This window comes from Streptomyces sp. HM190, assembly GCF_009857135.1.
Classification (GTDB): domain Bacteria; phylum Actinomycetota; class Actinomycetes; order Streptomycetales; family Streptomycetaceae; genus Streptomyces; species Streptomyces heilongjiangensis.
The window spans coordinates 1,228,335-1,254,097 of record NZ_CP047318.1; the positions used below are offsets into that span (position 1 = coordinate 1,228,335).

The following is a 25,763-nucleotide window of genomic DNA, read 5'->3' on the forward strand; positions in this document are numbered from 1 at the left end:
GCCCGCACACCCCACGCACGCCACGCAGACCCCCCGCGTCCGCCGGACCCTCACCGCCCGCCGGCCACCCGCAGTACCGCGCCCGTCGTGTACGACGCCTCCGGTGACATGAGCCAGGCGATGGCCGACGCGATCTCGTCCGCACGCCCCGGCCGCCGCAGCGGAATGGACGCGGCGATCCGCTCGGGACGCTCCGGATCACCGTTCCTGGCGTGGATCTCGGTGTCGATGACGCCCGGCGCGACGGCGTTGACCCGGATGTTGTCGGGGCCGAGTTCCTTGGCCAGCCCCGTCGTGAGGGTGTCGACCGCGGCCTTGGTCGCCGCGTAGTGGACGTACTCGCCGGGGCTGCCGAGCGTGGCCGCAGCCGAGGACACGTTCACGATGGCTCCGCCGCCCCCGGCGGCCATGACGCGCGCCGCGCGGCGGGAGCAGAGCAGCACACCCAGGAGGTTGACCTCCACGACCTCGCGCAGCACGGCCGGATCGGTGTCGGCCAGCCTGCCGAACGGGCCGGTCACCCCGGCGTTGTTGACCAGCCCGGTGACCGGGCCGAGCCGATCCGCCGCCGTCTCGAAGAGCCGGTCGACATCGGCCTCGACGGACGTGTCGGCCTTCACCGTGACGCACCGGGCGCCGTTCGCCCGGACCCCCGTGGCGATCCATTCGGCGGCGGCTCCGTCGCTGACGTATCCGACGACCACGTCGTGGCCGTCCACCGCGAGACGCAGACAGGTCGCGGCGCCGATGCCCCGGCTTCCCCCCGTGACCACCGTGACCGGACGTGACATGGCGACCTCCCTGTAGGCGGCGGCTCCGCATCTCCACTGTCCCCGCCCGATGATCGATCATCCTACGAACCTGGGCGGGCCACCAGGCATACGCCGATTTCCCTCGTGCCCGCCCTCGCTCCCCCGGCGTGAAGCGAAAGCGACGGCAACCTTTCCGCACCCGGCGGCCACTGATGAGGTGTGCGCTCCCCCCACAGGAGCCCCACCCGCACCATCCGTTGGCCCGAGCCAGGCAAGGACTCATCCGTGGCATCCCGTTCACACCGCTCACCGCGCCGTTCCTCCCGGCCCGGCCGGCGCACCGCCCTCGTCTCCGCCGTCGCCGTGGCGGCCGTCGCGCTCGTCGCGTCCCTCGTCATGGCGTTCGGCTCCGGCCGCGGGAGCGGGGGTGAGGAGGCCGGCAAGGTCACCGGCACGGCCGCCGCCGACGCCCCGGTGCGCGAGCGCCCGACACCGTCCGGGCGCACGTCCTCACCCTCGCCGTCCCCGTCGGCCTCCACGAGCGTCTCCCCCAGCCCGTCGCCGACCCCGACCGCGAAGTCCCCGAAGCCGAAGGCCACGAAGCCGAAGGCCACGACCGCCCGCCGACCGGGGTCCGGCACGGCGACCCTCGCGGGACGCGTCCGCCCCGGAACCACGTACCAGGGGATCGCCACCCTCTACGACGCCGGGAACGGCGACGGCGCCTGCTCGTTCGGCCCGAGCGACGACATGATGATCGCCGCGATGAACACCACCGACTACGAGACGTCCAAGGCGTGCGGGGCGTACGTACTGGTCCGGTCGGGCAGCGCCTCCGTCACGGTCCGGATCACCAACGAGTGCCCCGCCCCCTGCAAGCCCGGCCAGCTCGACCTCTCCACCCAGGCCTTCGCCAAGCTCGCCGATCCGTCACGCGGGCAGATACCGATCACCTGGAGCCTGGTGAGCCCCGGCTCGTCCGACACGCTCGCCCTCCGGTACAAGACCGGCTCCAGCCGCTACTGGTGCGGCATCCAGGCCCTCGGCCACCGCAACCCGCTGGCCCGGCTGGAGGTGCGCACCGGCAGCGGCTGGACCGCGCTGACCCGCACCGAGTACAACTACTTCCTCTCCGAGCAGGGCGCCGGCTGCGGCGGCGCGATCAGGATCACCGACATCTACGGGGAACAGCTGACCCTCGACGGGATCGCGCTGCGGCCCAACGCGGTGCAGCCGACCGGGGTCCAGTTCGCCCGGCACTGACGCACCCCGGCGGGGCCCAGGACCGGGGGACCGGGGCCCCGCCGATCCGCCGGACAGAGCAAGCTCACGCGCGCACGGCAGCCGCTCCTGCCCATGCTGAGGGGGCCCGCCCCCCTACGCTCCCCGGGACCACCATGCCGCTCACCCCCCGCCCCCGCTTCCGTGTCCGTGTCCGTCTGGCCCTCGTCGCCCTGCTCGGCTCCTCCTGTCTCGGCGGCCTCCTCGCCGCTCCGGCGGTGGGTGCCGCGCCCGGCGGTGGGGACGAGCGCGCCCTACGCGGCCAGCTCGAACAACTGGTCCACGCGCCGGGGGGACCACCCGGTGTCATCGTCGTCCTCCAGCACGAGCACAGGACGCGGGTACTGCGGGCCGGTGTCGCCGAGCTGGCGACCGACCGCCCGATCCAGCCCCCCGACCACATGCGGATCGCCAGCACCGCCAAGGCGTTCAGCGGTGCCGTCGCCCTCCGTCTGGTGCAGCAGGGCGCCCTCGGCCTCGACGACACGATCGGCCGCCGGCTCCCCCGACTCCCGCGCGCCTGGCGCGAGGTGACCCTCCGGCAGCTGCTGAACCACACCAGCGGGCTGCCCGACTACACCGAGGACCCGGAGTTCCTGGAGTTGCTCCTCGCGGACCCGCACCGCACCTTCGACCCGCGGCGGCTGCTGGACTTCGTCGCCGACGAACCGCTGCTCTTCCGGCCGGGCTCCCGGTACCGGTACTCCAACTCGGACAACATCGCCGTGGCCCTCATGGCGGAGTCGGCCACCGGGCGGACGTACGAGGATCTGCTGCACCGCCTCGTCAACCGGCCGCTCGGCCTGCGCGACACCAGCCTCCCGCTGGGCTACGAGCTGCCGGAGCCTTACATGCACGGGTACGACGTGCGCCCGCCCGGGCCGCCGGAGGACGTCAGCGAACTGCTCAGCGCCTCCGGGGTGTGGGCGTCGGGCGGCATCGTCTCCACCCCGCGCGACCTCACGCGGTTCATCCGCGCCTACGCCGCCGGTGAACTGACGTCCCCGGCCGTACGCGCGGAGCAGCGCCGCTGGATCGAGGGCGCCTCCGAACCGGCCGGCCCCGGCCGCAACTCGGCGGGCCTGGCCGTCTTCCGCTACGGCACCCGCTGCGGGGTCGTGCTGGGGCACACCGGGAACTTCCCCGGCTACACGCAGCTGATGGCCGCGACGCCCGACGGACGGAAGTCGATCACCTTCTCGATCACGACACAGGTGAACCGGACCTCGGACCCCGCCCTGCTGGCCCGGCTGCGCGCGATCCAGGAGAACGCGGTCTGCGTCCTCCTCGGCCGCCACCACCGCTGAACCCTACGGCCCACCAGGGCCGGACGAGCCACCCGGGCCGGACGGCAGGTACGGCCCACCCGGACCGCTCGACCGGTCCGGTCCCCCGGCCACGCCGGCTCATCCGCGCAGATGGGCCGGCATGGTGTCGTCGAGCGGGTACGGCCGCTCCTCGGGCAGCAGCTCCGCCGCCCGTGCCGGCTCGCCCGCCCGGACGAGGCCGTGCACCTCGCGGGCGAGCGGGGTCACGTCCTCGATGCCGACGATCCACTCGTCGGCGTACCGGACCGCCGCCTCCCCCGACAGCCCCAGCTGCAACGAGCGGTACGGCAACGGGTTCAGCCGCAGATCACGCTCGGGGTCCCACTGCACCCGGGCGGGCGACCGGCGCAGCTCCCGCTGCCAGGCGGCCCGGTCCGCGTGCAGCTCCGGGACGTGGTGCGACAGGCAGGAGCGGCGCAGCGCCCACTCGAAGCCGTCGCGGCGGATCTCGACGGCGAGCACCGTCTCCTGGCCCTCCTTCAGGCCCCAGCCGCAGCGGTACATCATCCAGAGGAACGAGGGCTTGATCCAGGTCATCCGGTCCCGCTTCCACGCGGCCGGGAAACGGCCGTCGCGGGCGGCCGGGCCGCCGATCCCGGGCCGGTACGCCTGGTACACGGTGATCGTGTCCGCCGTGTGGCGGGCCCGGACCCGGAATCGGGGCTCGGTCATGTCCTGTGTTCGTTCTTGCTCGCTTTCCTTCACGGGGGCAAGACTCGATCACCCCGGCCCGGACGGCCACCGAATATCGGCCCGTCGTACGTCGGCACCGCACAGCCCTTGGCGTGTCGTGCCCCCTGCCCCAAGACTGAACCGATGACGCAGCGTGTGGAGCTCGCGACCGTGATGGACCGGCTCGCCGTCGACGGCCTGATCACCGAGTACGCGGTGGCGGTGGACGACGGCGACTGGACGGCGTACCGGGGACTGTTCGCCCCGGGTGGCCGCGCCGACTACCGCTCGGCGGGCGGCATCGAGGGCGACGCCGCGCAGGTCGCCGACTGGCTGGCCCGCAGCATGGAGCTGTTCCCCGTGCGCCAGCACCTGATCGTCAACCGGCGGGTGCGGTTCGGGTACCTGGAGCACGACACCGGCGACACCGCCGAGGTCCAGGCGGACTACGTCAACCCCATGCGTCTCGCCGGCCCCGACGGCGGATCCACGGCGCCCGACTTCGTCTGCGGCGGCCGCTACGCGTTCGGCCTGGTCCGCACGGACGACGGCTGGCGGCTCAGCGAGGTCGTGGTCCGGGAGAAATGGCGCCGCGCTCCCGACGGTCTCCCCACCGGCCGCCAACCCCACTCGGCCTGACCCCACCCGCCCGGCCGGGCCTGATTCCACCCGCCCTGCTGGATTTCGCCGCGCCGCGCGCCCCGGCGTCCCCTCCCGTCACGCCCGCCCCTCCCCACGCCCTCTGTCGGAGATCGTCTCGGGGGCGCACACTGGAAGACACCCACCATCCCGGGGAGGGAGGCGCTGGATGACGACGCCCGAAGGGAAGACCTCCCCATGGCGGCGTGGTCTCGGTGCCGCCGCGGCCGGCGCGCTGCCCGTGCTGGCCTTCCCCGAACCGGCCCTGTGGTGGTTCGCGTACGTGGCCCTGGTGCCCTGGGTCCTGCTGGTCCGCACGGCCCCAACCCCGCGGCGCGCGGCGTACGACGGCTGGCTGGGCGGCTTCGGGTACATGCTGGCGCTGCACCACTGGCTGCTGCCGAACCTGCATGTCTTCACGTTCGTCATAGCCGCCCTGCTCGGGGCGCTCTGGGCGCCCTGGGGCTGGCTGGTGCGCCGTCTGCTGGCCGGCGCTCCCCCGCCCCGGCGGGTCGCCGCCGCCCTGCTGCTCGTGCCGTCGGGCTGGCTGGCGATCGAACTCGTGCGGTCCTGGCAGGGGCTCGGCGGGCCCTGGGGGCTGCTGGGGTCCAGCCAGTGGCAGGTCGAGGCCGCGCTGCGGCTGGCCTCGGTCGGCGGGGTCTGGCTGGTCAGCTTCCTGGTGGTCGCCGTGAACGTCGCGGTCGCGGTCCTCGTCGCGGTGCGGCGGGCCCGGGTGCCCGCCGTCGCGGCGCTGGTCGCGACGGCCACCGCGACGACCGCCGTGTGGATGTGGTCTCCGCGCCCCGACGTGGACGGCAGGGTGCGGATCGCCGTCGTCCAGCCCGGTGTCACCGACGGCCCCGGCAACCGGTTCGCGAGGGAGGAGGCGCTGACCCGGGGTCTCGCGGGTCAGGACCTCGATCTCGTCGTGTGGGGCGAGAGCAGTGTCGGCTACGACCTGGGGGAGCGTCCCGACCTGGCCGACCGCATCGCCGCGCTGTCCCGCGCGACGGGCGCGGACATCCTGGTCAACGTGGACGCCCGCCGTTCGGACCGTCCCGGCATCTACAAGAGCTCGGTGCTGATCGGCCCCGACGGCCCGACCGGCGACCGCTACGACAAGATGCGTCTGGTGCCCTTCGGGGAGTACGTACCGGCGCGCTCCCTGCTCGGCTGGGCGACCTCCGTCGGGGACGCGGCCGGGGAGGACCGCAGGCGCGGCACGAAGCAGGTGGTGATGGACGTCGGCGACGGGCTGCGCGTCGGACCGATGGTCTGCTTCGAGAGCGCGTTCCCCGACATGAGCCGCCACCTCGTCGGCCAGGGCGCGGAGGTGCTGCTCGCGCAGTCGGCCACCTCCACGTTCCAGCACAGCTGGGCTCCGGAGCAGCACGCCTCCCTGGCCGCGCTGCGGGCCGCGGAGACGGGCCGCCCGATGGTGCACGCGACCCTCACCGGTGTCTCCGCCGTCTACGGCCCGAGCGGCGAACGCGTCGGCTCCTGGCTCGGCACCGACGAGAGCACCGCGGCGGTGTACGACGTGCCGACGGCGAGCGGTACGACTCTCTACGTCCGCTTCGGCGACTGGCCGGTCCACGCGGCGCTGCTGGTCCTGGCGGCGTGGGGCGCCTTCGAGGGCCTGCGGGCCTGGCGGGCTAGGGTGTGTGTCGAAAGTGGATCTTGAACGTGAGATGATCTTGCTTCGTGGCACGTGGAGATCTGACGGACGCGCAATGGGCGGTGCTGGAACCGCTGTTGCCGAAGGGCAAGAAGCCCGGACGGCCGCCGACGTGGGCCAGGCGGCAGCTGATCGACGGCATACGGTTCCGGGTCCGTACTGGCGTTCCGTGGCGGGACCTGCCCGCCGAGTACGGGCCGTGGGGCCGGGCGTACGACTTGTTCCGGCGGTGGCAGCGGGACGGCACCTGGCATCGGATCTTCACCGCGCTCCAGGCCCGGGCCGACGCGAAAGAGCTGATCACCTGGGACATCAACGTCGACTCCACGGTGTGTCGGGCCCACCAGCACGCCGCCGGGGCAAGGAAAAAGGGGAGCTGCAGAAGGAGCCGCCCGGCGGCGTCGGCGTCGAGCCCGACGACCACGGCCTCGGCCGCTCGCGCGGTGGCCTGACCACCAAGCTGCACCTGGCCGTCGAACAAGGCCAGAAGCCCATGTCCATCGTGATCACGGCCGGCCAGCGGGGCGACTCCCCGCAGTTCGAGCCTGTCCTGAACAAGATCCGCGTCCCGCGTCTTGGCCCAGGCAGGCCGCGCACCCGGCCCGATCGTGTGCGCGCCGACAAGGCGTACGCCTCCCGGAAGAACCGCGCTTACCTGCGGCAGCGCAGGATCCGCTGCACCATCCCGGACAAGGCCGACCAGGCCCGCAACCGCAAGAAACGCGGCTCGCGCGGCGGCCGACCGCCGAAGTTCGACCCGCAGGACTACAAGGCTCGGCACGCGGTCGAGTGCGGCATCAACCGCCTCAAAAGGCACCGGGCCGTGGCCACGAGGTACGACAAGCTCGCGGTCCGCTACGAGGCGACCGTCCTCGTAGCGGCCATCAATGAATGGCTGTGACCAGCACATTCGATACACGCCCTAGCGGCGGCCGGGACGGGAGCGGTCCTCCACCTCACGTACGACGCGCTCGCACATCTCATGGGTCGACAGCGCGTCCCGGGCGCTGAGCACCTGGCCCCCGCGCACGGCGTCGAGGAAGGCGAGCACCGCTTGTTCGATGCCGCGCTGCCGGGCCACGGGCACCCAGTCCCCGCGCCGCCGCAGGGACGGCTGCCCCTTGTGGTCGATGACCTCGGCGAGGTTCACGACCTGACGCTTGGTGTCCTGCCCGGAGACCTCCAGGATCTCCTCCGCGGAGCCGCTGAGGCGGTTCATGACGCCGAGCGCGGTGAAGCCGTCCCCGGAGAGCTGGAGGACGACGTGGTGCAGCAGCCCGTTCTCGGTCCGGGCGCGCACGGTGATGTCCTGGACGGTGCCCGGGACCAGGAAGCGCAGGGTGTCGACGACGTGGATGAAGTCGTCGAGGATCATCGTGCGGGGCTCCTCGGGCAGGCCGATGCGGTTCTTCTGCATCAGGATCAGCTCGCGCGGATGGTCGGCGCACTGGGTGTATCCGGGCGCGTACCTCCGGTTGAAGCCGACGGCGAGACCCACGTTCCGCTCCTCGGCGAGCCGTACCAGGCGCTCGGAGTCGGCGAGTTCGTAGGCGAGGGGCTTGTCGACGTAGGTGGGGACGCCCGCCTCCAGCAGCCGGGTCACGATCTCGGGGTGGGCGCCGGTCGGCGCGTGCACGAAGGCGGCGTCGAGGTCCTGGGCGAGCAGCGCGTCGAGGTCGGCGTGGCGTCGTCCCGGCGGAAGGTGCAGGCTGTCGGCGACGCGGGTGAGCGTGGCGGGTGTCCGCGTCTGCAGGTGCAGTTCGACGCCCGGCTGGGTGCCGAGGACCGGCAGGTACGCCTTCCGCGCGATGTCGCCGAGCCCGATGCAGCCGACCTTCACAGGGGTCTCCCGTCCACGGTGTGCCGAGGACCCAGCATAGGCGTGGCCGTGCGGGGGCCGAGTGGGTGAGGATTCGTGCATGACATCGCAGCGCACCGAACCCTCCGTGACCGCCGGTGAGCGGGACATGCTGGAGGGATGGCTCGACCACCACCGGGAGACTCTCGCGCTGAAGTGCCGGGGGCTGGACGACGCCCGGTTGCGACTCGCCTCGGTGCCGCCCTCGGAACTGTCCCTCATGGGGCTCGTGCGGCACATGGCGGAGGTGGAGCGCATCTGGTTCCGCAAGGTGCTCGCCGGTGACGACCGGGGGCCGATCTACTTCAGCGACGAGGACCCGGACGGCGAGTTCCACCTCACCGAACGGGACACCTGGGAGGAGGCGTATCGCGTCTGGCAGGACGAGATCGCGGTCGCTCGCCGCGCCGCGGGGCGCGCCGCCCTGGACGACATCGCCGTGGCGGCGCACGGAGCGGGGGAGGCGCCGAGCCTCCGGTGGATCTACACCCACATGATCGAGGAGTACGCCCGCCACAACGGTCACGCCGACCTCCTGCGCGAACGGATCGACGGGACGACGGGTCACTGAGGCGACGGGGGCGCGGGGCTCGTCGTGCCCGGCGTACGGGTCACCGGCGTCGCCCGTGGGCCCGGGGGTCACCCGTGTGGGGGCATCCTCTGCCTGCCCTCTCCCCAAAGCGGCCCGGACCCAGCAGAGTTGCGCGCGTGCATCGACCGACCACCACCGCAACGCTCCTGGTCACCGTGGCCGTCTCGGCTCTGACCGGCTGTGTGACCACGCACCGCCCGCCGCCGCCCGGGACACCGCCCGCTCCGTCCCAGTCGTCGCAGCCCCGGCCCGACGGCACCACCGAGACCCAGGTCGTACAGGCCCCGGCGCGGGAGGCGCTGGAACTCATCGGCCCGTCGCGGCGCCCCACGCCGGGCGCGTCCTCGCCGCCTCCCGGGCCCGCCGCCACGTCGGCGCCCGACGCGTCGACGCCCACGGCACCGGCTGCCCGCCGGGAACGGCCCGCCCCACCACGGCGGCCCGGCCCGCCGCCCGCGTCCCGGCCGCGCGTCGAGATCCCCCCGATCCCGGAGGCGGTCCCGACCGGGCCCCGGCGGAAGGGGGACGTGTGCGCCCTCGGCCACAAGTACGGCGGTTGGGGCAAGGACACACCTCAGGCGGTCATCTGCAGGGACGTCTACGGCCATTGAGCCGCCGGGCGGAAGGGCGCGCGGCGCCGGGCCGCAGGACCCTAGGGCCGCTGTCTGGGCGGGCCCGGCCACTGACCCCCGGTGGACGGGCTCTCCTCGTCGAGGCGGGCCTCCAGCCGGGCGAGGGCGGCCCGGATGCCGTCGCCGTAGCCGTCGTCCGCGAGGGCGCCCAGGGTGCCCCTGGCGAGGGCAAGATGGCTGCGGGCGGCCTCGGGGCGGCCGAGCTTGGCGTAGTCGGCGGCGAGGTTCAGGTGCAGCGAGGGGTAGAAACCGCGCACCGCGAGGCCCTCGTGGTGCCGCGCCACCCGCTCGTCGGTCAGCTCGTCCGCCGCCGACAGGGCCCTGAGGTCCCACGCCAGTTCGTCGACCGGGTCGTCCTGGGTGTCCGCCATGTAGTGCGCCAGGGTGCAGCGGTGGAACGGGTCGCCGTCCTCGCCGATCTCGTCCCACAGCTTCAGGAAGCGGTCCCGGGCCTCCTCGCGGTCCCCGCCGTGGTGCAGCATGACCGTCTGCCCGATGCGGGTCATCGTGGCGTCCGGCGCCGCCTGCTCCTGTCGCTCCACCGTGTCCTCCACGCTCGTCGCCCCCGGTCCCGGCCTGTCCCCACCGACGCCAAGGACCCTAGCCGCAGGCACCGACAATCCCGGTCAGGCGGCCCCGTGCGGCCGCCGGGGGCGCCCCGGCGGCCGCACGGGAACGGCCGGGTGGCCGCCGGGGCGCCGTCGGTGTCAGCCGAGGTTCGGGATGGTCCAGTCGATCGGCTCGTGGCCCTGCCGGGCGACGGCGTCGTTGATCTGGGTGAACGGGCGGGAGCCGAAGAACTTCTTGGCCGACAGCGGCGAGGGGTGCGCGCCCTTGACCACGATGTGGCGCTCCTCGTCGATGAGCGGGAGCTTCTTCTGCGCGTAGTTGCCCCAGAGCACGAAGACGGCCGGGTCGGGCCGGTCGGCGACGGCGCGGATCACGGCGTCGGTGAACTTCTCCCAGCCCTTGCCCTTGTGGGAGTTCGCCTCACCGGCGCGGACCGTGAGCACCGCGTTCAGCAGGAGCACGCCCTGCTCGGCCCACGGCATCAGATAGCCGTTGTCCGGGATCGGGGTGCCCAGTTCGGCCTGCATCTCCTTGTAGATGTTCCGCAGGGAGGGCGGGGTCTTCACACCGGGCCGCACCGAGAAGCACAGGCCGTGGCCCTGGCCCTCGCCGTGGTAGGGGTCCTGGCCGAGGACGAGCACCTTCACCTGCTCGTACGGCGTGGCGTCAAGGGCGGCGAAGACCTCCTCGCGCGGGGGGTAGACGGGACCCTTGGCTCGCTCCTCCTCGACGAACTCGGTGAGTTCCTTGAAGTAGGGCTGCTGCAGCTCGTCCCCCAGGACCCCGCGCCAGGACTCGGGCAGCATGGCGATGTCGGTCACGTCAACTTCCTCCGGTGTGCGCTCACTTCACGACCGCGATGCGCGCGGCCATGGACGGCCGCGCGAGGCGCGGCCGCCGTCAGAGCACAGAACCTACAGGCGTCCACTGACAATCGGGTCCGCCCGCCGGGGACACCGGCCGGACCGGCGGACGGTCGGGCCCGTGGCCGGGTCCTACCAGCTGGTCTTCCGGGAGAGTTCCCACATCGTCATCATCGTCGCCGGGTCGATGAGCTTGTCCAGGCCGGCGATCTCCTCGTCCGCGGCCACGTACAGCTTGCCCTGCCACAGCGGGATCAGCCGGGCGTCGTCCAGGAGGATCTGCTGGGCCTCCTCGAACTCCTCGCCGACGGCTCCGCGGTCGCTCTCCGCGCGGGACTCCGGCAGCAGCTCGTCGGTGATCTCCGGCGACTCGTACGGGGTGCCGAGGGCGTTCTGCTTGCCGACGAAGGGGGCGATGAAGTTGTCGGCGTCGTTGAAGTCGGGGTTCCAGCCACGGCCGAAGACCGGGTACTCGCCCTTCTGGTAGCCCTCGGAGTAGGTCTTCCAGGGGCGGCTCTTCAGCGTGACCGTGAACAGGCCCGACTCCTCCAGCTGGCGCTTCAGCTCCTCGAAGGCGGGCTTGGTCTGGGAGCCGTAGCGGTCGCTGGTGTACCACAGGGTCAGCGGGACGGGCTCGGTGATGCCCGCGTTCTCCAGGATCTTCCTGGCCTTGGACGCGCTGGGGCTGCCGTAGTCGTCGAAGAAGCCCGTGGTGTGGCCGACCAGCCCCCTCGGGATCATGGAGTACAGCGGCTCGACGGTGTCCTTGTAGACGTTGTGGGCGAGCGCCGGCCGGTCGAGGACCTGGGCGACCGCCTTGCGGACGGCGGGGTTCTTGGACCACTCGTACTTCGGGTTGAACACCAGGTAGCTGATCTCGGTGGTGGCGTTCTCGACGATCTGGAGGCCCTCCTCGTCGCGGTGGGCCTTGATGTCCACCACGTCCTTGGCCCCGAGACCGCGGTAGACGACGCTGATCTCCTTGTCCTTGAGGGCCTTCACCAGCTCGTCCGACTGCTGGAAGTAGCGGATGGTGATGGCGGAGTTCTTGCGGTCGGCGATGCCCTCGTAGTTGTCGTTGCCGACCAGCTCCGCGGTCTTGCCCTCTTCGTAGGACTTCAGGTTGTACGGCCCGGAGCCGGTGATCCCGCCGTCCTCGCGGAGCTTGTCCGCGGGGTACTCCGCGGGGTCCACGATGGACATCGCGGGTGTCGTGAGCACGAGCGGGAAGGTCGCGTCCGGCTGGCTGAGGTGGAAGACCACCTCGCGGTCGCCCTTGGCCTGCACCCGCGACAGGGTGGTCAGCAGACCGGCGGGGCCGCCGTTGACGTTGATCTTCTTGATCCGGTCGAACGAGTACTTGACGGCCTTGGCGTCCAGCTTGTTGCCGTTGGAGAACCGCAGGCCCTCGCGCAGCGTGCAGGCGTAGGTCGTGCTGGCGTTGTCGGTGAACTCGCAGCTCTCGGCGGCGTCCGGCTCGGGGTCGGACCCGCCGGGGGTGTAGTTCAGCAGCGGCTGGAAGACGTTGCGCATCAGCTCCCAGGAGCTGTCCCAGGCGGCCGCGGGGTCCAGCGTGCTCGGCGCGCTGGTGGTGCCCACGATGATGGGGGCCTTCTCCTCCGAGGCGTCCGAGGAGAACACACCACATCCGGCCACCATGGATATGGACGCGACCGCCGCGAGGGGCGGCAAGTATCGGTTCCGGTTGAACACGTGCATGCTCCTCGAAATGCCGTACCAAGAGTGGCCGAACGATACCGCAGGCCCCGCCGGGCGCCACCGTCCGGCTGGCAGAACCCTCGACCGGCTCCCGGTGACGGCGTGGTCGAGCCCTCGGTGAGGACTCGCGGCGGGCACCGGGGAGATATGGCGAAGACTCGGCGGAAGCCCTCGCGAACGCCCTCGGCGCCCCGCCGCGGTACGGGGCCCGCTCGCCGGTCAGCCGACCCCGGCGTTGAGGAAGATCCCCCCGTCGACCACGAGCGTCTGGCCGGTGATCCAGTCGGACTGCTCGGAGGTGAGGAACGCGGCGGCGCCGCCGATGTCCGAGGGCACGCCGAGTCGGCCGAGCGGGTAGGCGGAGGCAGCCTCGGCCTCCCGGCCCTCGTACAGGGCCTGGGCGAACCTGGTCTTCACCACGGCGGGCGCGATCGCGTTGGCCCGGACCTTCGGCGAGAACTCGTGCGCCAGTTGGAGGGTCAGGTTGATCATGGCGGCCTTGCTGATGCCGTAAGCGCCGATGAACGGCGAGGCGGAGACACCGGCGACGGAGGCGATGTTGACGATCGCGCCGCCGTTGTCCTTCTGCCAGGCGTGCCAGGTCCGCTGGGCGAAGCCGAGCGCCGAGACGACGTTGGTCTCGAACACCTTGCGCGCCACGTTCAGGTCGAGGTCGGCGATCGGTCCGAACACCGGGTTCGTACCGGCGTTGTTGACCAGGAAGTCGACGCGTCCGAACGCCTCCATCGTGCGCTCGACGGCCTGGGCCTGGTGGGCCTCGTCGTGGGCCTTGCCCGCGACGCCGATGACGCGGTCGGCGCCGAGCTTGTCGACGGCCTCCTTGAGGGCGTCCTCGCCCCGGCCCGTGATGCACACCCGGTCGCCGCGTGCCACGAGCGCCTCGGCGATGCCGTAGCCGATGCCGCGGCTGGCGCCGGTGATGAGGGCGACCTTGCCCGAAAGCTCGGGGAGTTCCACCGAAGTCATGTTCTGGGTCCTCTAGTTGAGCGGTCCGCCGGCGACGTACAGCACCTGGCCGGAGACGAATCCGGCGTCCTCGCCCGTGAAGTAGGCGATGGCGCCGGCGATGTCCTCCGGGCGGCCGACGCGCTGGACCGGGATCTGGGTGGCGGCCGCGGCCTGGAAGTCCTCGAAGCCCATGCCGACGCGGGCGGCGGTGGCGGCGGTCATGTCGGTGACGATGAAGCCGGGCGCGACGGCGTTGGCGGTGACACCGAACTTGCCGAGCTCGATGGCGAGGGTCTTGGTGAAGCCCTGGAGGCCGGCTTTGGCGGCGGAGTAGTTGACCTGGCCGCGGTTGCCGAGCGCGGACGACGAGGACAGGTTGACGATCCGCCCGAACTTGGCCTCGACCATGTACTTCTGGACGGCCTTCGCCATCAGGAAGGCGCCGCGCAGGTGCACGTTCATGACCGTGTCCCAGTCGGAGGCGCTCATCTTGAACAGCAGGTTGTCGCGGAGCACGCCCGCGTTGTTCACCAGGATCGTCGGGGCGCCCAGCTCCTCGGCGATACGGGTGACGGCGGCCTCGACCTGGGCCTCGTCGGAGACGTCGCAGCCGACCGCGAGCGCCTTGCCGCCCGCGGCCGTGATCTTCTCCACGGTGTCCTTGCACGCGGCCTCGTCGAGGTCGATCACCGCGACGGCCCGGCCCTCGGCGGCCAGTCGTACGGCGGTCGCGGCGCCGATGCCGCGCGCGCCACCCGTGACCACGGCGACACGCTGCTCAGTGGTGGACATTGCTGGTTCTCCTCGCCCTTGGGATGCGGCTCCTGCGGCTCGCCCACCCGGTGAGCGACCGCTTAGTACCTTCAGCACACGTGACGCTAGAAGTCCTGGCACCCCGTGTCAACGCCCCACCAGGTGTGATCCCTTACGCCCGGCCGATCGGCGGCGTGTCGCCGTCCGGCCGGGGGTGTCAGCGGACCAGGAGGTCGAGCAGCCGGGCGGCCTCGGCGACCGGGTCCGAGGTGAGCCCCGTGTGCACGAGCCCGGCCTGTACGACCGTGGAACGCGGCGCGACCAGCCACCGGAACCGCCGTCCGGCGTCGTCACCGGCGGCCTGGCCCGCCGCCTCGCCGCCGGCGCAGACGCCCTCCACGGCCCGCAGGGCGGCTCGTACGCCCGCCACGTCCGCCCCCGGGTCCAGGGTGAGCAGCTTGGTCTCGTCGAGGTGGGTGCGGGCGGCGACGACGGCCCGGGAGCGGCTGTAGACGAGGACACCGGCGTTGAAGCACTCGCCGCGCTCGATCCGCGGCACGACGCGCAGCAGCGCGTACTCGTAGACGTCCTGCCCGGTCGCGCCGGTGGCGAGGAAGCGGTCGCTCACTTGATCCCCTCGATGCGTTCGTGGATGCCGGCGGCACGGGCGAGGAGCGGTTCCGCGTAGGCCCGCCGCAGCGCGTCCGGGGTGTCGAAGCCGGGCTCGTCCGCCAGCCACACGTCCGGGATCTCGGCGGTCACCTCGGCGAGGAGTTCCTCGGTGATCAGGGGTGCGAGCGCGGCGGCGGCCGTCGCGACGTCGGGGCCGAAGCGGGCGAGTGCGTGGTCGGAGGCGTCGTACGGCTTGGCTGCGGACGCGCGGGCGCCGGGCCAGTGGTGGTGCCAGATCATGGTGGCGCCGTGGTCGATGAGCCAGGGCTCGCCGTGCCACATCAGCAGGTTGGGGTTGCGCCAGGACCGGTCGACGTTGTTGATCAGCGCGTCGAACCAGACGATCCGTCCGGCCTCCTCGGGGCCCACCTCGAAGGCGAGCGGGTCGAAGCCGATCGCCCGGGTCAGGAAGTCCATGCCGAGGTTGGTTCCGCCGCTGGACTTCAGCAGGTCCTGCACCTGCTCGTCCGGCTCGCCGAGCCCGAGGACGGGGTCGAGGTCGACGGTCACGAGGCGGGGAACGCGCAGACCGAGCCGCCGGGCCAGTTCCCCGCAGACGACTTCCGCGACGAGGGTCTTGCGGCCCTGTCCGGCGCCGGTGAACTTCAGGACGTAGGTGCCGAGGTCGTCGCCCTCGACGAGCCCGGGGAGCGAACCGCCCTCACGCAGAGGGGTGATGTAGCGGGTCACAGTGACGTTTCTCAGCATTTCCTCAGGCCACCCACGCCGTTCCCCTTACGATCCATGGTCGCCTTGCAGCCACGGAAAGGTGCAAGGTGCCCGCCATCAGCCCTGGGGGAATCTGGGGAGTTCCGACCGGCATGCAGATCGCCCTGCCTCCCCAGCAGTCCGTCAACGGTTACTCGCCCCTTGCTTCCGGCCTCCGGCATGAAGTGAGCATAGTAACCGAGGGTGATCGTCGGCGTGGAGTGACCGAGCCACCGCGCCACGGTCACTACGGATTCTCCCGCCTCCAGCACGATCGAAGCGTAGGTGTGCCGCTGCACGTGGGAACGCCCGCACCCCGGCGCCCAGTTACGCTTCACCGACGCCGACGGGCTGCGTTCGACCTGCTTCGCCACCAACACCACCGGTCAGAAGATCGTCCAGCTGGAGCTGCGGCACCGCCAGCGGGCCCGCGCCGAGGACCGCATCCGCTCCGCCCGCTCAACCGGCCTGGGCAACCTGCCCCTGCACGACAACGCGCAGAATCAGATCTGGCTGGAGCTCGTCCAGATCGCCCTGGATCTGCCGGCCTGGATGCCGGTGCTCGCCCTGACCGGCGCCGCCCGGCTCCGGGAGCCCCGCCGCCTGCGGCTCCGCTTGCTCTTCGCCGCCGCCCGCCGCCGACACCTCGGGTTCGCCCGCCACTGGCCCTGGACCGATGTGATCACAGAGGCGATCCAGCGACTCGCAGCCCTTCTGGACCCGGGCTGACCAGCACGTTCCCATCCCTACGAGTAGCACCGCCCCACCGGAGCCGTGGAACCCGGCGCCCACCCGACGCGACAATCGGACCGCCGTCACACCCGAAAAACACCGCCGAACACCGATCGGCCGTTGGAAAGAGTTGACGGCCAGTCACGAAAGTTCGCGAGAGCAATCACAGTTGTCGGTTCGGCCCGATGGTCAGCCGGTGTGGCGGCGGGCGGCGTCCAGGAACTGGTCGACGTCTTCGGGGGTGTGGGAGAAAGAGGTGACGAGGCGGACGATGCCCGGCGCCCAGCGGTCATGGTAGAAGGTGTAGCCCTCGGCGAGGAGTCCCTCGGTTGCTTGTTGGGGCAGGCGGCAGAAGAGGATGTTGGCTTGCGGGCTGCCCAGGAGCTCGGTGCCGGGGATGGCTTTGAGGCCGTCGCCGAGCCGGGTGGCCATCGCGTTGGCGTGGCGGGCGTTGCGCAGCCACAGGCCGTCGGTGAGGTAGGCGTCGAGCTGGGCTGCGTGGAATCGCATCTTGGAGGCGAGCTGTCCGGCGCGCTTGGCACGGAAGGCGAGTTCGGTGGCCAGTGCGGGGTCGAAGGAGACGATGGCGTCGGCGGTCATCGCGCCGTTCTTGGTGGCGCCGAAGGACAGCACGTCGATACCGGCCTTCCAGGTCATCTCGGCCGGGGTGGCGCCGAGGTGGTCCAGGGCGTTGGCGAAGCGTGCGCCGTCCATGTGGACGCGCAGTCCTGCGTCCTTGGCGATGGTGGCCAGGCGGCGGATCTCGCCGAGGGTGTAGACGCTGCCGCTCTCCGTGGCCTGGCTGATACTCACCACCGTAGGCTGCACGCTGTGCACGTCCCCGATCTTGCGGCGCACCGCCTCGCGGAGTGCGTCGGGGTCGATCTTGCTGTCGTCACCGGGAACCGTGACGAGTTTGGCGCCGTTCGTGAAGAACTCCGGCGCACCGCACTCGTCGTTGTTGATGTGGCTGTCCGGGTGGCACAGCACGCTGCCCCAGGGCGGGGTCAGAGTGGCCAGGCCCAGGCCGTTCGCGGCGGTTCCGGTGGAGACCGGGAAGACCTCGACTTCACGTTCGAAGATCTCGCTCAGCCTGTGGCGGACGCTGCCGGTGAAGGGATCGTTGCCGTAGGGCAGGGCGTGCCCGGCCGCCGCCGCAGCGACAGCCTGCGCTATTTCGGGCGAGGCGCCCGCCATGTTGTCGCTGCTGAAGGCCCGATTGGAGGGGACGATGTCGGTGGTGGTGCTCATGGGCGGGTTCCTGGGCTCAGGGGCTGATGGGGGAGGCAAAGACGACGGTGATGTCCACCGCCTCGGCGGCTGTGCGGTAGAAGTGCGGGGCGTCGCCGGCGAAGGCGAGCATGTCACCGGGGCCCAGGTCCTGCGGGGCATCGACCGGCCCGGCGGTCACGTGCCCGGCTGCGATGAGCAGGTGCTCGATGGTGCCGGTGGCGTGGGGGACGCCGGTCAGCTCTGTCTCGGGCGGGATGCGCAGCCGCCAGATCTCCAGGCTGTTGCCGCTACTGATGCGGCGCAGCAGTTCCCGGGCGACCTCGCCCGGTTCAGCGGGCGTGCCCGGCCGGTAGACGGGGCCGGTGTCGGCGTCGCGCGCCAGCAGGTCCGCGATCGGGATGCGCAGGACGACCGCGATCGCGTCCAGGGTGTCGATCGTCGGGTTGCCCTTGCCCGCCTCCAGCTGCGACAGAGTGGCCTTGCTCAGCCCGGCTCGCCGGGCCATCTCCGCGGCGCTCATGCCGCGCTGCTGGCGGCGCAGACGGATCTTCGCGCCGACCGCGGCCGCGGTACTGCTCACCGGCTGCCGACCTGACCCAGGCGCAGCCATCAGTGGCTCCGGTGGCTGGCACTGTAGGACACGCGGATGCACCCCTTCTTCACCTTCAGCGTTGGCAGGACCACCTCGGCCAGATCGCCGAGGCTGCGCACGTGGGTGCCCCCGCACGGCACGCAGTGCAGTGTGTCCAGGTGCACCAAGCGCCGCCCCTCACCCTCGTACCGCGCGAAGACCGGCAGATCGTCGGCGATCGCGGCGGCCACCGCGTCCCGCAGCGCGGCGGTGACCTCCTCCCGCCCTTCCCCATCGGCCAACCGGGCGTCTTCCTGTGGCGCCTGGAACTCGATGCGGGCCTGACCTGGGAAGTGGTTGTTGCTGAGCAGCTCCCAGCCCTGACGGCGTCCGACCGCCTCGACCAGGTGCCCGGCCGTGTGCAGCGCGGCGTGCGTCACCCGGGCCTGCACATCGATCCGCGCCCGCACCTCCTGCCCCACCGTGAGGGGCGGCAGCTTGCCGCCGTCGGGCTCCACCGCCACGACCAGCCCCGACTCCCGGTCCCGGACCGGGACGACCTCCACGTCGTCCAGCCAGCCCCGGTCGGCGGGCTGACCGCCGCCCTGCGGATGGAACAGGCAGTGCTCGACGGCAGCCCACGGTGCACCGCCCCGCTCACCCACGGCGATCACCTGTGTCTCGACCTGATCCAGATACGTGTCATCCAGGTACGTGGCGACCTGGACAGCTCCCTGAACTGTCTGGCTTGAATGAACCATGGGTTCACTATAACGAACGGACGCCCGACGATGAACATAGCGTTCAGTAAAACGAACTAGGGTGTCGCCGACACACTCCTCGCCCTTTGCCAGCCCCTCCCCGGACCAGCGCCTCACCCAAGGTCACCCCTACCTGTACAAGCTGCTCGCAGACCGAGGCCACACCGTCTCGGGCTGGATCCGTGAACGGCGGCTGGAGCAGTGTCACCGGGACCTCACCGGTCCCGCGCTCGACACGCTGCCGGTGGGCGCCGTCGGAGGGCGCTGGGGCTTTCCCGACCCGGCCCGCTTCAGCCACGCCTTCAAGGCCGCCCACGGGATGAGCCCCGGCCAGGCACGGGCCGCCGCTCAGGCCTCGCGCCAGTAGTCGTTCGCCGCCGCGATGGTGGCGAACGCGACCGCCACGACCTGCGCGACGGCGATGAGCGAATCCGCGTTCTCGGCGTACTCGGGACGCAACCGGCCGCGTGCGGCGTCGTCCGGCTGCGTCGCCTTCACCACCAGCCGGGCGGCCACCAGGTGTAACCCACACGGAGACAAAGATGATCAGGCGCCGTCCCGTATTTCCTTCGGTGCCTCCGGTGCATAACTGATGTGGTCGAAGACCACATGGCATCCCGCGCCGTTGGGCGACTGGGCCAGGAACCCGATCTTCATGGGCGTCGCGACGGCGCCGAAGGTGAAGACGCGCACCATCCGCCAACGCTTGCCGTCGAGAGAGGCGTGCAGGGCTATCACACGTCCCATCCGAGCAATGCGAAGCCAGATGGAACGTGCCTGGGTGTCAAAGGCGTTGGCGTCGTCGGCGAAATCCCGCGCGACGACCGAGACCACCATCCCCTCCTCGGACGGCGAGTACTCGAAACACAGCTTCGCCCACGTTCGGTCGTCCTGCCAGAGCAGCAGGACACCTGCGTCGAACGTGCTCTGGAAGTCGACACTCACCCTCGCTGCGAAGGAGAAGTCCGATGCGGGGAGCTCGCCGAGCAGAGTATCGGCGTTCAGGCGCGTGTACTCGTCCGGGACCTCGGTGTAGCCCGGGTCGATGAAGTAGTCGGTCTGCGGAGAGGATGTGACCTCGATACGGTCTCCGTCGACCTGCCATTCGGTTCCACTCGAGCTTGCGAGGACGAACGGAAGAAACGGAACAGAGATGTTCACAGAAGCCCTTTCAGGTCCAACACGACGTGATTACGGACTCGGCGGTACGAGAGCAGTCAGGCGCAAGGAAGTCATCGTGCGGATCTCCGGAACGACAATGTCATCGCGGCAATCTGAAGGACGACGCTCTGGGCTTCGTATCCGCGAAGCGGAACTTTCGTTCCTCGGACGGCCAGGAAGCAGGACGCACGCTACTGAATTCGGACGCCCTGATCACCGGTGCCTCGGGCTGACGGCCATCAGCTCATCGTGAGGCCGCAGACCGGCTGGTGCTCCTTTCTCTCTGACGGGTCGAGGCCGGAAGGCGGCGCGGAGGGCCGGCTTCACTGACAGCCGGTCGCGCCTGCGCCTGCAGGGCGAGCGAACCACAGTCCCGGCGGGCCCCGGCCGGCATCTGCTCTTGCACCCCATCCCTGGTGGCGGATCAACTCGGTCGGCTCATGCCTGATTCAGCCGTTGTCCCGTCCTTCGTAGATCAGCCAGTCGACGTCCACCGTCCCCTCCGCGGCGTACATGCCCATAACGCGGCCCGTGAAGGAGGCAGCGGTCTCGGCCGCGACATAGCGACCGTCCAGCACAGCCAGATCAGTCCATTCGTCTCCCGCCCGTACCGACAGCCGTACGACGTCCGGACCGAGGCGTCCCGGACCGCGCTCCGGAGCCGGCTCGGCGCTGATGCGGAGTTCGACGCGTGCGGCGTCTCCCTGCAACGGGAGTTCCCAGGTCTGAGTGAGCGTCCCGGTCCTCCCGCGGGCACACACGGTCCTGGCATTCGCTTCGATGTCGTAGTGGTGCCACTCGTCCATGCGGACACTGAGTCCGCCGCGCCCTTCCCGGACGTCGAGCAGGGCCGTCACACTGGCCCGTTCATGTTGCTGTCTGCGGCCGAGGAAGCAGGGACGGAGGGCGTCCATGTCCGCTGTGCCGTCGGCCGTGAGCCGGAGCCAGCCGGGCCGTTCGGTCAGGTTGGCCAGGGCGCGGGGCTCCTGACGGACCGCCAGCCACTCCGGCCCCAGGCGGTCCGCAGCGAAGTCGTCTCGGATGCGCACGGTGGGGCCGGCAGGGCTCAGTTCGACCGGCTCGATGACGGGCCATCCGTCGACCCAGCGCAGGGGCGACGCAAAGGTCTCGCGGCCCATGGGAGAGAAGGCTCGGGTCATGCCTCGGGGCCGCATGCCGAGCAGCACCATCGTCCACGATCCGTCCGGCCCCTCGACGAGGTCGCCGTGGCCGGTGTTCTGGACGGGCCGGTCGGTGCTGCGGGCGCTGAGCACGGGGTTCGCGGGACAGCCCTCGAAAGGACCGTCCGGGCGGGTGGAGCGTGCCACGCTGACAGCGTGGCCCCGTTCCGTGCCGCCCTCAGCGATCACCAGGTACCAGGTGCCGTCGATGTCGTAGAGATGCGGGGCCTCGGGGAACATCAGGCCGGTACCGGACCACAGCGAGCGCGGTTCCTCCAAGGCCTTGCCGCTCTCGGGGTCGAGGCGGACCTGCTGGATGCCGAGGTGCGTCATGTCGGTTCCGTCGCCGTTGAAAACCAGCCCCGAGTACGTGAGGTAGCAGGTGCCGTCCTTGTCCCAGGCGATGTCCGGGTCGATGCCGCTCACGCCCTGCATCGGGGTGCCGTCCGACCAGGGGCCCTCGGGCCGCTCGGCCGTGAAGATCAGGCTGCCGCGTCCGTTGGCGTCGGTGACGACGCACCAGAAGCGCCCATCGTGGTGACGCAGCGTGGGGGCCCAGGCGCCGCCGAGGGTCGGGACGTCGTGAAGCCCCAGCTGGGACGCTCGCGTGGCGACATGACCGATCGGTGTCCAGTCGGCAAGGTTCCTGCTGTGGTAGATCGGGATGCCCGGCAGGTATTCGAAACTGGAGCAAGCGATGTAGTAGTCGTCACCGACCCGGCAGATGCTCGGGTCCGGGTTGAAGCCGGGAATGAGGGGGTTGGGGAGGGGGGTCATGCGCTGCCTGCTTTCATGCTTGCCGATTCCCGTGCGGTGAGTTCCCGGCGCGCGGCGCGCCGCTCGGCCTGCCTGGCCGGGTGCGGCACCGGGGCGGCCAGCAACAGCTTCTGGGTATAGGGGTGTTGTGGTTGGCCCGTCACCGAGGCCGCCGTGCCTGTCTCGACTATCTCTCCGTGGTACATGACGGCTACCCGGTGGCTGATGTGGCGTACGACGGACAGATCGTGGGTGACGAAGAGGTACGCGACAGAGGTGCGTTCCTGGATCTCGACGAGGAGGTCCAGGACGCGCGCCTGATTGGACAGGTCGAGCGCGCTGACCGGCTCATCGCAGACGATGAGCCGCGGTGAGCGCGACAACGCGCGGGCGATGGCGATGCGTTGCCGCTGGCCGCCGGAGAACTCTCTTGGCAGTCTTGCCCCGGCGTCGGCCGGAAGGCGTACCTGATGCAGCAGTTCACGCACCCGGGCACGGGCGTCACGGCCGGACACACCGGTGACGAGCAGTGGCTCGGTCAGGATGTCGTCGATGGTCAGGGCCGGGTTCAACGAGGTGTACGGGTCCTGGAAGACGACCTGGATGTCCTCGCCGAGCGCCCGCCGCTCTCTCTTCCCCAGGTGGGAGATGCCCCTGCCCCGGAAGGTGATCGTGCCGTGCGTGACCGGGGCGAGGCCGAGAATGGCCCGGCCGAGCGTGGTCTTGCCCGAGCCGGACTCGCCCACCAGCCCCAGGGTCTCACCGGCTCCGATGGTGAGGCTGACGCCTTTGAGGGCGCGGAACGGCACCTTGCGCCGTTTCCCTGGATATTCGACCACGAGGCCGTCCACGCTCAGCAGCGGTCCGTCGTCCGCAGGGTCCTTGTCCGGTCCGTGGTGCCGCGTGAGGTCGGCAGGTACAGCGCTCATGCGTCCGCTCCCTGTTCGGTTCCGGTGGTGCCCAGAGGACGACGCGGCTCGCTGTCCTCCAGGGTCGAGTCCAGCAGCATCCGCGTGTACGGATGCGTGGGCGCGGCGAACAGGTCCCGCGCCGGGGCGGCTTCGACGATCCGGCCGTTCTGCATGACCGCGACCCGGTCGCAGATGTCGGCGACCACGCCGAAGTCGTGGGTGACGAGGATCATGCCCATCCGCCGTTCCTGCTGGAGGGACCTCATGAGGTCCAGAACCTCGGCCTGCACGGTCACGTCCAGCGCCGTCGTCGGCTCGTCCGCGACAAGCAGGTCCGGGTCGCAGGACACGGCGGCGGCGATGAGGACCCGCTGTGCCATTCCGCCGGAGATCTGGTGGGGGTAGGAGGTGTAGACGCGCGCCGGATCGGCGATCCCCACCCGTTCCAGCAGTGCCAGCGCCTTCTCTTTCGCCTCGCTCCGGGACAGTCCGAGATGCCGGCGCATCGGCTCGGCCAGCTGGGAGCCGATCCGGAAGGAGGGGTCGAGGTTCGACATCGGTTCCTGTGGTACATATCCGATCCTGCGGCCGCGCAGTGCCTGGCGTGTCCGGCCCCGGTCGGAGGTCCCGAGCTCGGTGCCGTCGAAGACGAGCCGCCGGGCCGTCGTGCGGGCCTCGGCGGGCAGCAGTCCAAGGACGGCGAACGCCGTCTGGCTCTTGCCCGAGCCGGACTCGCCCACCAGGCCGAGGACCTCGCCCCGCCGGACGGTCAGACCGACCCTGTCGACGACGATCGTCTCGCCGTCGTCCTTGGGGTAGGTCACCTTGAGGTCCTCGACGACGAGGAGTTCGTCGCCGGACAATCGAGGGAGAGGCAGCGAGGTGGGACGGTCCTCGCCGACGGATCGTTTCACCGGCTTGGCGGACCGGCGCTTTCGGGACCGTCCGGCGGCACCGCCGAACAGCGCGTCGGTCAGCGCGTTGCCGAGCAGCCCGGAGGCGGCGACCGTCAGCCCGATGGCGAGGCCGGGCCACAGCAGCAGCACCGGCTTGGTGTAGATGTTGCCGAAGGCGTCGTTGAGCATCGCCCCCCAGCTGGCCTTCCCCGACGAACCAAGCCCCAGGAACTCCAGCCCCGACTGGATGAGGATGCCGATGCCGAGAATCTGGACGGCCTGGATGATCACCGGTGCCTGGACGACGCGCAGGATGTGGCGGCGGATGATGCGACCGTCGGACAGGCCCGACACGCGGGCGGCGTCGACGTACAGCTCCTCGCGCACGGCGTTGACCAGTCCGCGTACCAAACGGAAGACACCCGGTGCCATCAGCAGACCGAAGACGGCCATCGCTACGTAGGTGTTCTGGCCGACCGAGCCGAGGACCACCAGCAGCAGGATGATGGCCGGGACCGACATGACCAGGTTGGCGGACCAGCTCGCGACTCCGTCGAACCAGCCGCGGAAGTAGCCGGCCACCAGCCCCAGGGGAACGCCCAGGAGCACCGCGACCGCGGTCGCCAGGGCTGTTCCCAGCAGGCTCGTGCGGCCGCCGTACAGCAGGCGGGCCAGTACGTCGCGGCCGACACCGTCCGTGCCGAGCGGATGGGCGCCGCCGGCAGGGGCCAGCGCGTGCGCCACGTTGGAGCCGGCCGGATCGTGGGCGGTGAGCAGGGGCGCGGCGGCGGAGGCCAGGACCACCAGGCCGAGGATCGCCAGGCTGACGGCCGCGACCGGGTCCTTCAGGAGCCGGCGCAGCAGCCGTTGCCGCGAGGCGGGAGCAGCGATCACCGGCTCCCCGCCGAGGGTTCCGGGTTCCGGGAGCAGGGTCATGCGACACGCACCTTCGGGTTGAGCCAGCCCTGGGCCACGTCGAGCAGCAGGTTGACGACGACGACCAGAGCCACCATCACCACCACGACGCCCATGAGCAGCGGGGTGTCCCCGTTGGAGGCCGCGGTGTTGGCCAGGGAGCCGATGCCCGCGAGGCCGAAGACCTTCTCGACCACCACCGCGCCCCCGACGAGGCCGATGAACTGCAGGGTGAGCACGGTCAGCGCTGACGGCGCGGCGTTGCGCAGTGCGTGCCGCAGCAGCAGGCTGCGCGAACTCAGCCCCCGGCTGCGCAGGGTCCGTACGTAGTCCAGGCGCAGTACGTCGGCCATGGCGCTGCGGATCTGCTGCGCCGTGGCCGCGATGGCGCCCACGGCCAGCGAGACGGAGGGCAGGATGATCGACTGCAGCCACAGGGACGGGGACTCCGAGAAGGCGGTGTAGCCGGTGGCCGGCAGCATTCTCCATCGGACACCGACGAAAAGGGCCAGTACGAGCGCCATCAGGAAGCTGGGTACTGCGAAACCGATGACGGCGAGCAGCTGGACGGCACGGTCCAGGAGGCCCCCGCGGACCGCAGCGCCGACTCCCAGCAGCACGCTGAGGATCGCCGACAGCAGCAGTCCACCGATGACGATGGACAGGGTCACCGGCAGCTTGTCGCTCAGGGAGGCGGCGACACTGTCGCCGCCGGCCCAGGACCGGCCCAGATCGCCGCGCAGGGCGGATCCGAGCCAGTCCGTGTACTGCGCCGCCACCGGCCGGTCCAGGCCCAGCTCGGTCTTCTTCTGGGCGACCTGCTGAGCGGTCGCGGTGGCACCCGCCAGGTTCCTGGCGGTGTCCGTCCCGGTCATGCTCATGAGCACGAAGGTGAGAGCGGAGATCACCGCCACCAGGACCACTCCGGACAGCAGGCGCCGCGTCAGAAACGAGATCATG

The 25,763-nt window shown here is 71.0% G+C and carries 27 protein-coding genes and 2 pseudogenes; 9 read left to right on the forward strand and 20 right to left on the reverse strand.

Annotated elements, in window-relative coordinates:
* Positions 1-50: 50 nt before the first annotated feature.
* A complete protein-coding gene (locus GSY65_RS04800) occupies positions 51-791 on the reverse strand; it encodes a glucose 1-dehydrogenase (RefSeq protein WP_159766116.1) in 741 nt (246 codons plus the stop codon).
* A 246-nt stretch (positions 792-1,037) separates the two neighbouring features.
* Between GSY65_RS04800 and GSY65_RS04805 the strand changes: the two genes are divergently transcribed.
* Together GSY65_RS04805 and GSY65_RS04810 are read left to right on the forward strand one after the other, a co-directional pair.
* A complete protein-coding gene (locus GSY65_RS04805; protein WP_159766117.1) occupies positions 1,038-2,015 on the forward strand; it encodes an expansin EXLX1 family cellulose-binding protein in 978 nt (325 codons plus the stop codon).
* Positions 2,016-2,149: 134 nt separating this feature from the next.
* Positions 2,150-3,340: a serine hydrolase domain-containing protein gene (locus GSY65_RS04810; RefSeq protein WP_159766118.1), complete on the forward strand. Its 1,191-nt coding sequence runs from the start codon at positions 2,150-2,152 to the stop codon at positions 3,338-3,340.
* Between the two features lie 99 nt (positions 3,341-3,439).
* Here the strand turns inward: GSY65_RS04810 and GSY65_RS04815 are convergent, their stop codons facing one another.
* Entirely contained in the window at positions 3,440-4,033 is a 594-nt protein-coding gene (locus GSY65_RS04815; protein ID WP_159766119.1) for a DUF4291 domain-containing protein, read from the reverse strand.
* A gap of 144 nt (positions 4,034-4,177) precedes the next feature.
* Here GSY65_RS04815 and GSY65_RS04820 point away from each other — a divergent pair, with 144 nt between their 5' ends.
* The 3 genes from GSY65_RS04820 to GSY65_RS04830 all read left to right on the forward strand — a co-directional run bounded on the left by GSY65_RS04820 (position 4,178) and on the right by GSY65_RS04830 (position 7,251).
* Positions 4,178-4,672 (forward strand): nuclear transport factor 2 family protein, encoded by a 495-nt coding sequence (locus GSY65_RS04820; RefSeq protein ID WP_159766120.1) that lies wholly within the window; start codon positions 4,178-4,180, stop codon positions 4,670-4,672.
* A gap of 169 nt (positions 4,673-4,841) precedes the next feature.
* Entirely contained in the window at positions 4,842-6,356 is a 1,515-nt protein-coding gene (lnt, locus tag GSY65_RS04825) for an apolipoprotein N-acyltransferase (RefSeq protein ID WP_159766121.1), read from the forward strand.
* A gap of 20 nt (positions 6,357-6,376) precedes the next feature.
* Positions 6,377-7,251 (forward strand): IS5 family transposase gene (locus GSY65_RS04830; RefSeq protein WP_443043178.1). Its coding sequence is split into 2 segments (ribosomal slippage): positions 6,377-6,766 and positions 6,769-7,251, totalling 873 coding nucleotides; the frame shifts between segments, so codons are not numbered across the junction.
* Between the two features lie 21 nt (positions 7,252-7,272).
* Here GSY65_RS04830 and GSY65_RS04835 read toward each other — a convergent pair.
* Positions 7,273-8,190, reverse strand: a complete 918-nt coding sequence (locus GSY65_RS04835) for a Gfo/Idh/MocA family protein (protein ID WP_159766122.1) — start codon at positions 8,188-8,190, stop codon at positions 7,273-7,275.
* A 79-nt stretch (positions 8,191-8,269) separates the two neighbouring features.
* On the opposite strand from GSY65_RS04835, the gene GSY65_RS04840 reads away from it, so the two are divergent.
* Positions 8,270-8,779, forward strand: coding sequence for a DinB family protein (locus GSY65_RS04840; RefSeq protein ID WP_159766123.1), 510 nt, complete (start codon positions 8,270-8,272; stop codon positions 8,777-8,779).
* A gap of 137 nt (positions 8,780-8,916) precedes the next feature.
* A complete protein-coding gene (locus GSY65_RS04845; protein WP_159766124.1) occupies positions 8,917-9,411 on the forward strand; it encodes a hypothetical protein in 495 nt (164 codons plus the stop codon).
* 41 nt (positions 9,412-9,452) lie between these two features.
* Here the strand turns inward: GSY65_RS04845 and GSY65_RS04850 are convergent, their stop codons facing one another.
* The 8 genes and pseudogenes from GSY65_RS04850 to GSY65_RS33625 all read right to left on the reverse strand — a co-directional run.
* Positions 9,453-9,938 carry a hypothetical protein gene (locus tag GSY65_RS04850; protein ID WP_159775627.1) on the reverse strand — a complete coding sequence of 162 codons (486 nt, stop codon included), beginning with the start codon at positions 9,936-9,938 and terminating at the stop codon, positions 9,453-9,455.
* Between the two features lie 201 nt (positions 9,939-10,139).
* Positions 10,140-10,823, reverse strand: a complete 684-nt coding sequence (locus GSY65_RS04855; RefSeq protein ID WP_159766125.1) for a uracil-DNA glycosylase — start codon at positions 10,821-10,823, stop codon at positions 10,140-10,142.
* Positions 10,824-10,997: 174 nt separating this feature from the next.
* Entirely contained in the window at positions 10,998-12,578 is a 1,581-nt protein-coding gene (locus tag GSY65_RS04860) for an ABC transporter substrate-binding protein (RefSeq protein ID WP_159766126.1), read from the reverse strand.
* Between the two features lie 225 nt (positions 12,579-12,803).
* Positions 12,804-13,571: an SDR family oxidoreductase gene (locus GSY65_RS04865; RefSeq protein WP_159766127.1), complete on the reverse strand. Its 768-nt coding sequence runs from the start codon at positions 13,569-13,571 to the stop codon at positions 12,804-12,806.
* Positions 13,572-13,583: 12 nt separating this feature from the next.
* The gene (gene fabG, locus GSY65_RS04870) at positions 13,584-14,345 is read right to left on the reverse strand and encodes a 3-oxoacyl-ACP reductase FabG (protein ID WP_159766128.1); all 762 of its coding nucleotides are present in this window, start codon (positions 14,343-14,345) and stop codon (positions 13,584-13,586) included.
* Between the two features lie 178 nt (positions 14,346-14,523).
* Positions 14,524-14,934 (reverse strand): DUF3037 domain-containing protein, encoded by a 411-nt coding sequence (locus tag GSY65_RS04875; protein ID WP_159766129.1) that lies wholly within the window; start codon positions 14,932-14,934, stop codon positions 14,524-14,526.
* Positions 14,931-15,686: a HipA family kinase gene (locus GSY65_RS04880; protein WP_159766130.1), complete on the reverse strand. Its 756-nt coding sequence runs from the start codon at positions 15,684-15,686 to the stop codon at positions 14,931-14,933. Before GSY65_RS04880 ends, GSY65_RS04875 begins: the two co-directional genes overlap by 4 nt.
* Positions 15,680-15,988 (reverse strand): annotated as a pseudogene (locus GSY65_RS33625) (hypothetical protein); the annotation flags it as partial. The gene GSY65_RS04880 and the pseudogene GSY65_RS33625, both read right to left, overlap by 7 nt.
* Position 15,989: 1 nt before the next feature.
* Between GSY65_RS33625 and GSY65_RS04890 the strand changes: the two are divergent.
* A pseudogene (locus GSY65_RS04890) lies at positions 15,990-16,415 on the forward strand (transposase); the annotation flags it as partial.
* A gap of 192 nt (positions 16,416-16,607) precedes the next feature.
* On the opposite strand, the gene GSY65_RS04895 reads toward GSY65_RS04890, so the two are convergent.
* Genes GSY65_RS04895 through GSY65_RS04905 form a run of 3 tightly spaced genes read right to left on the reverse strand, consistent with a single transcriptional unit; the run spans position 16,608 to position 18,983 of the window.
* A complete protein-coding gene (locus GSY65_RS04895; RefSeq protein ID WP_159766131.1) occupies positions 16,608-17,669 on the reverse strand; it encodes a threonine aldolase family protein in 1,062 nt (353 codons plus the stop codon).
* A gap of 16 nt (positions 17,670-17,685) precedes the next feature.
* Positions 17,686-18,231 (reverse strand): helix-turn-helix domain-containing protein, encoded by a 546-nt coding sequence (locus GSY65_RS04900; RefSeq protein ID WP_236579701.1) that lies wholly within the window; start codon positions 18,229-18,231, stop codon positions 17,686-17,688.
* A gap of 29 nt (positions 18,232-18,260) precedes the next feature.
* Positions 18,261-18,983: a metal-dependent hydrolase gene (locus GSY65_RS04905; protein WP_159766133.1), complete on the reverse strand. Its 723-nt coding sequence runs from the start codon at positions 18,981-18,983 to the stop codon at positions 18,261-18,263.
* Positions 18,984-19,044: 61 nt separating this feature from the next.
* Between GSY65_RS04905 and GSY65_RS04910 the strand changes: the two genes are divergently transcribed.
* Positions 19,045-19,350 carry a helix-turn-helix domain-containing protein gene (locus tag GSY65_RS04910; RefSeq protein ID WP_159766134.1) on the forward strand — a complete coding sequence of 102 codons (306 nt, stop codon included), beginning with the start codon at positions 19,045-19,047 and terminating at the stop codon, positions 19,348-19,350.
* Here GSY65_RS04910 and GSY65_RS04915 read toward each other — a convergent pair.
* The 6 genes from GSY65_RS04915 to GSY65_RS04940 form a co-directional block, all read right to left on the reverse strand.
* A complete protein-coding gene (locus GSY65_RS04915; protein WP_236579702.1) occupies positions 19,332-19,499 on the reverse strand; it encodes a hexameric tyrosine-coordinated heme protein in 168 nt (55 codons plus the stop codon). The two genes, GSY65_RS04910 and GSY65_RS04915, sit on opposite strands and share 19 nt — an antisense overlap.
* A 30-nt stretch (positions 19,500-19,529) precedes the next feature.
* The gene (locus tag GSY65_RS04920; RefSeq protein WP_159766136.1) at positions 19,530-20,144 is read right to left on the reverse strand and encodes a DUF1349 domain-containing protein; all 615 of its coding nucleotides are present in this window, start codon (positions 20,142-20,144) and stop codon (positions 19,530-19,532) included.
* 449 nt (positions 20,145-20,593) lie between these two features.
* Positions 20,594-22,102 (reverse strand): glycoside hydrolase family 43 protein, encoded by a 1,509-nt coding sequence (locus tag GSY65_RS04925; protein ID WP_159766137.1) that lies wholly within the window; start codon positions 22,100-22,102, stop codon positions 20,594-20,596.
* The gene (locus GSY65_RS04930; protein ID WP_159766138.1) at positions 22,099-23,010 is read right to left on the reverse strand and encodes an ABC transporter ATP-binding protein; all 912 of its coding nucleotides are present in this window, start codon (positions 23,008-23,010) and stop codon (positions 22,099-22,101) included. The genes GSY65_RS04925 and GSY65_RS04930 overlap by 4 nt, the downstream gene beginning before the upstream one ends.
* The gene (locus GSY65_RS04935; RefSeq protein WP_159766139.1) at positions 23,007-24,824 is read right to left on the reverse strand and encodes a dipeptide/oligopeptide/nickel ABC transporter permease/ATP-binding protein; all 1,818 of its coding nucleotides are present in this window, start codon (positions 24,822-24,824) and stop codon (positions 23,007-23,009) included. The genes GSY65_RS04930 and GSY65_RS04935 overlap by 4 nt, the downstream gene beginning before the upstream one ends.
* Complete coding sequence (locus GSY65_RS04940) at positions 24,821-25,762, reverse strand: ABC transporter permease (RefSeq protein WP_159766140.1); 942 nt, start codon at positions 25,760-25,762, stop codon at positions 24,821-24,823. The genes GSY65_RS04935 and GSY65_RS04940 overlap by 4 nt, the downstream gene beginning before the upstream one ends.
* Between the last annotated feature and the right edge of the window lies 1 nt (position 25,763).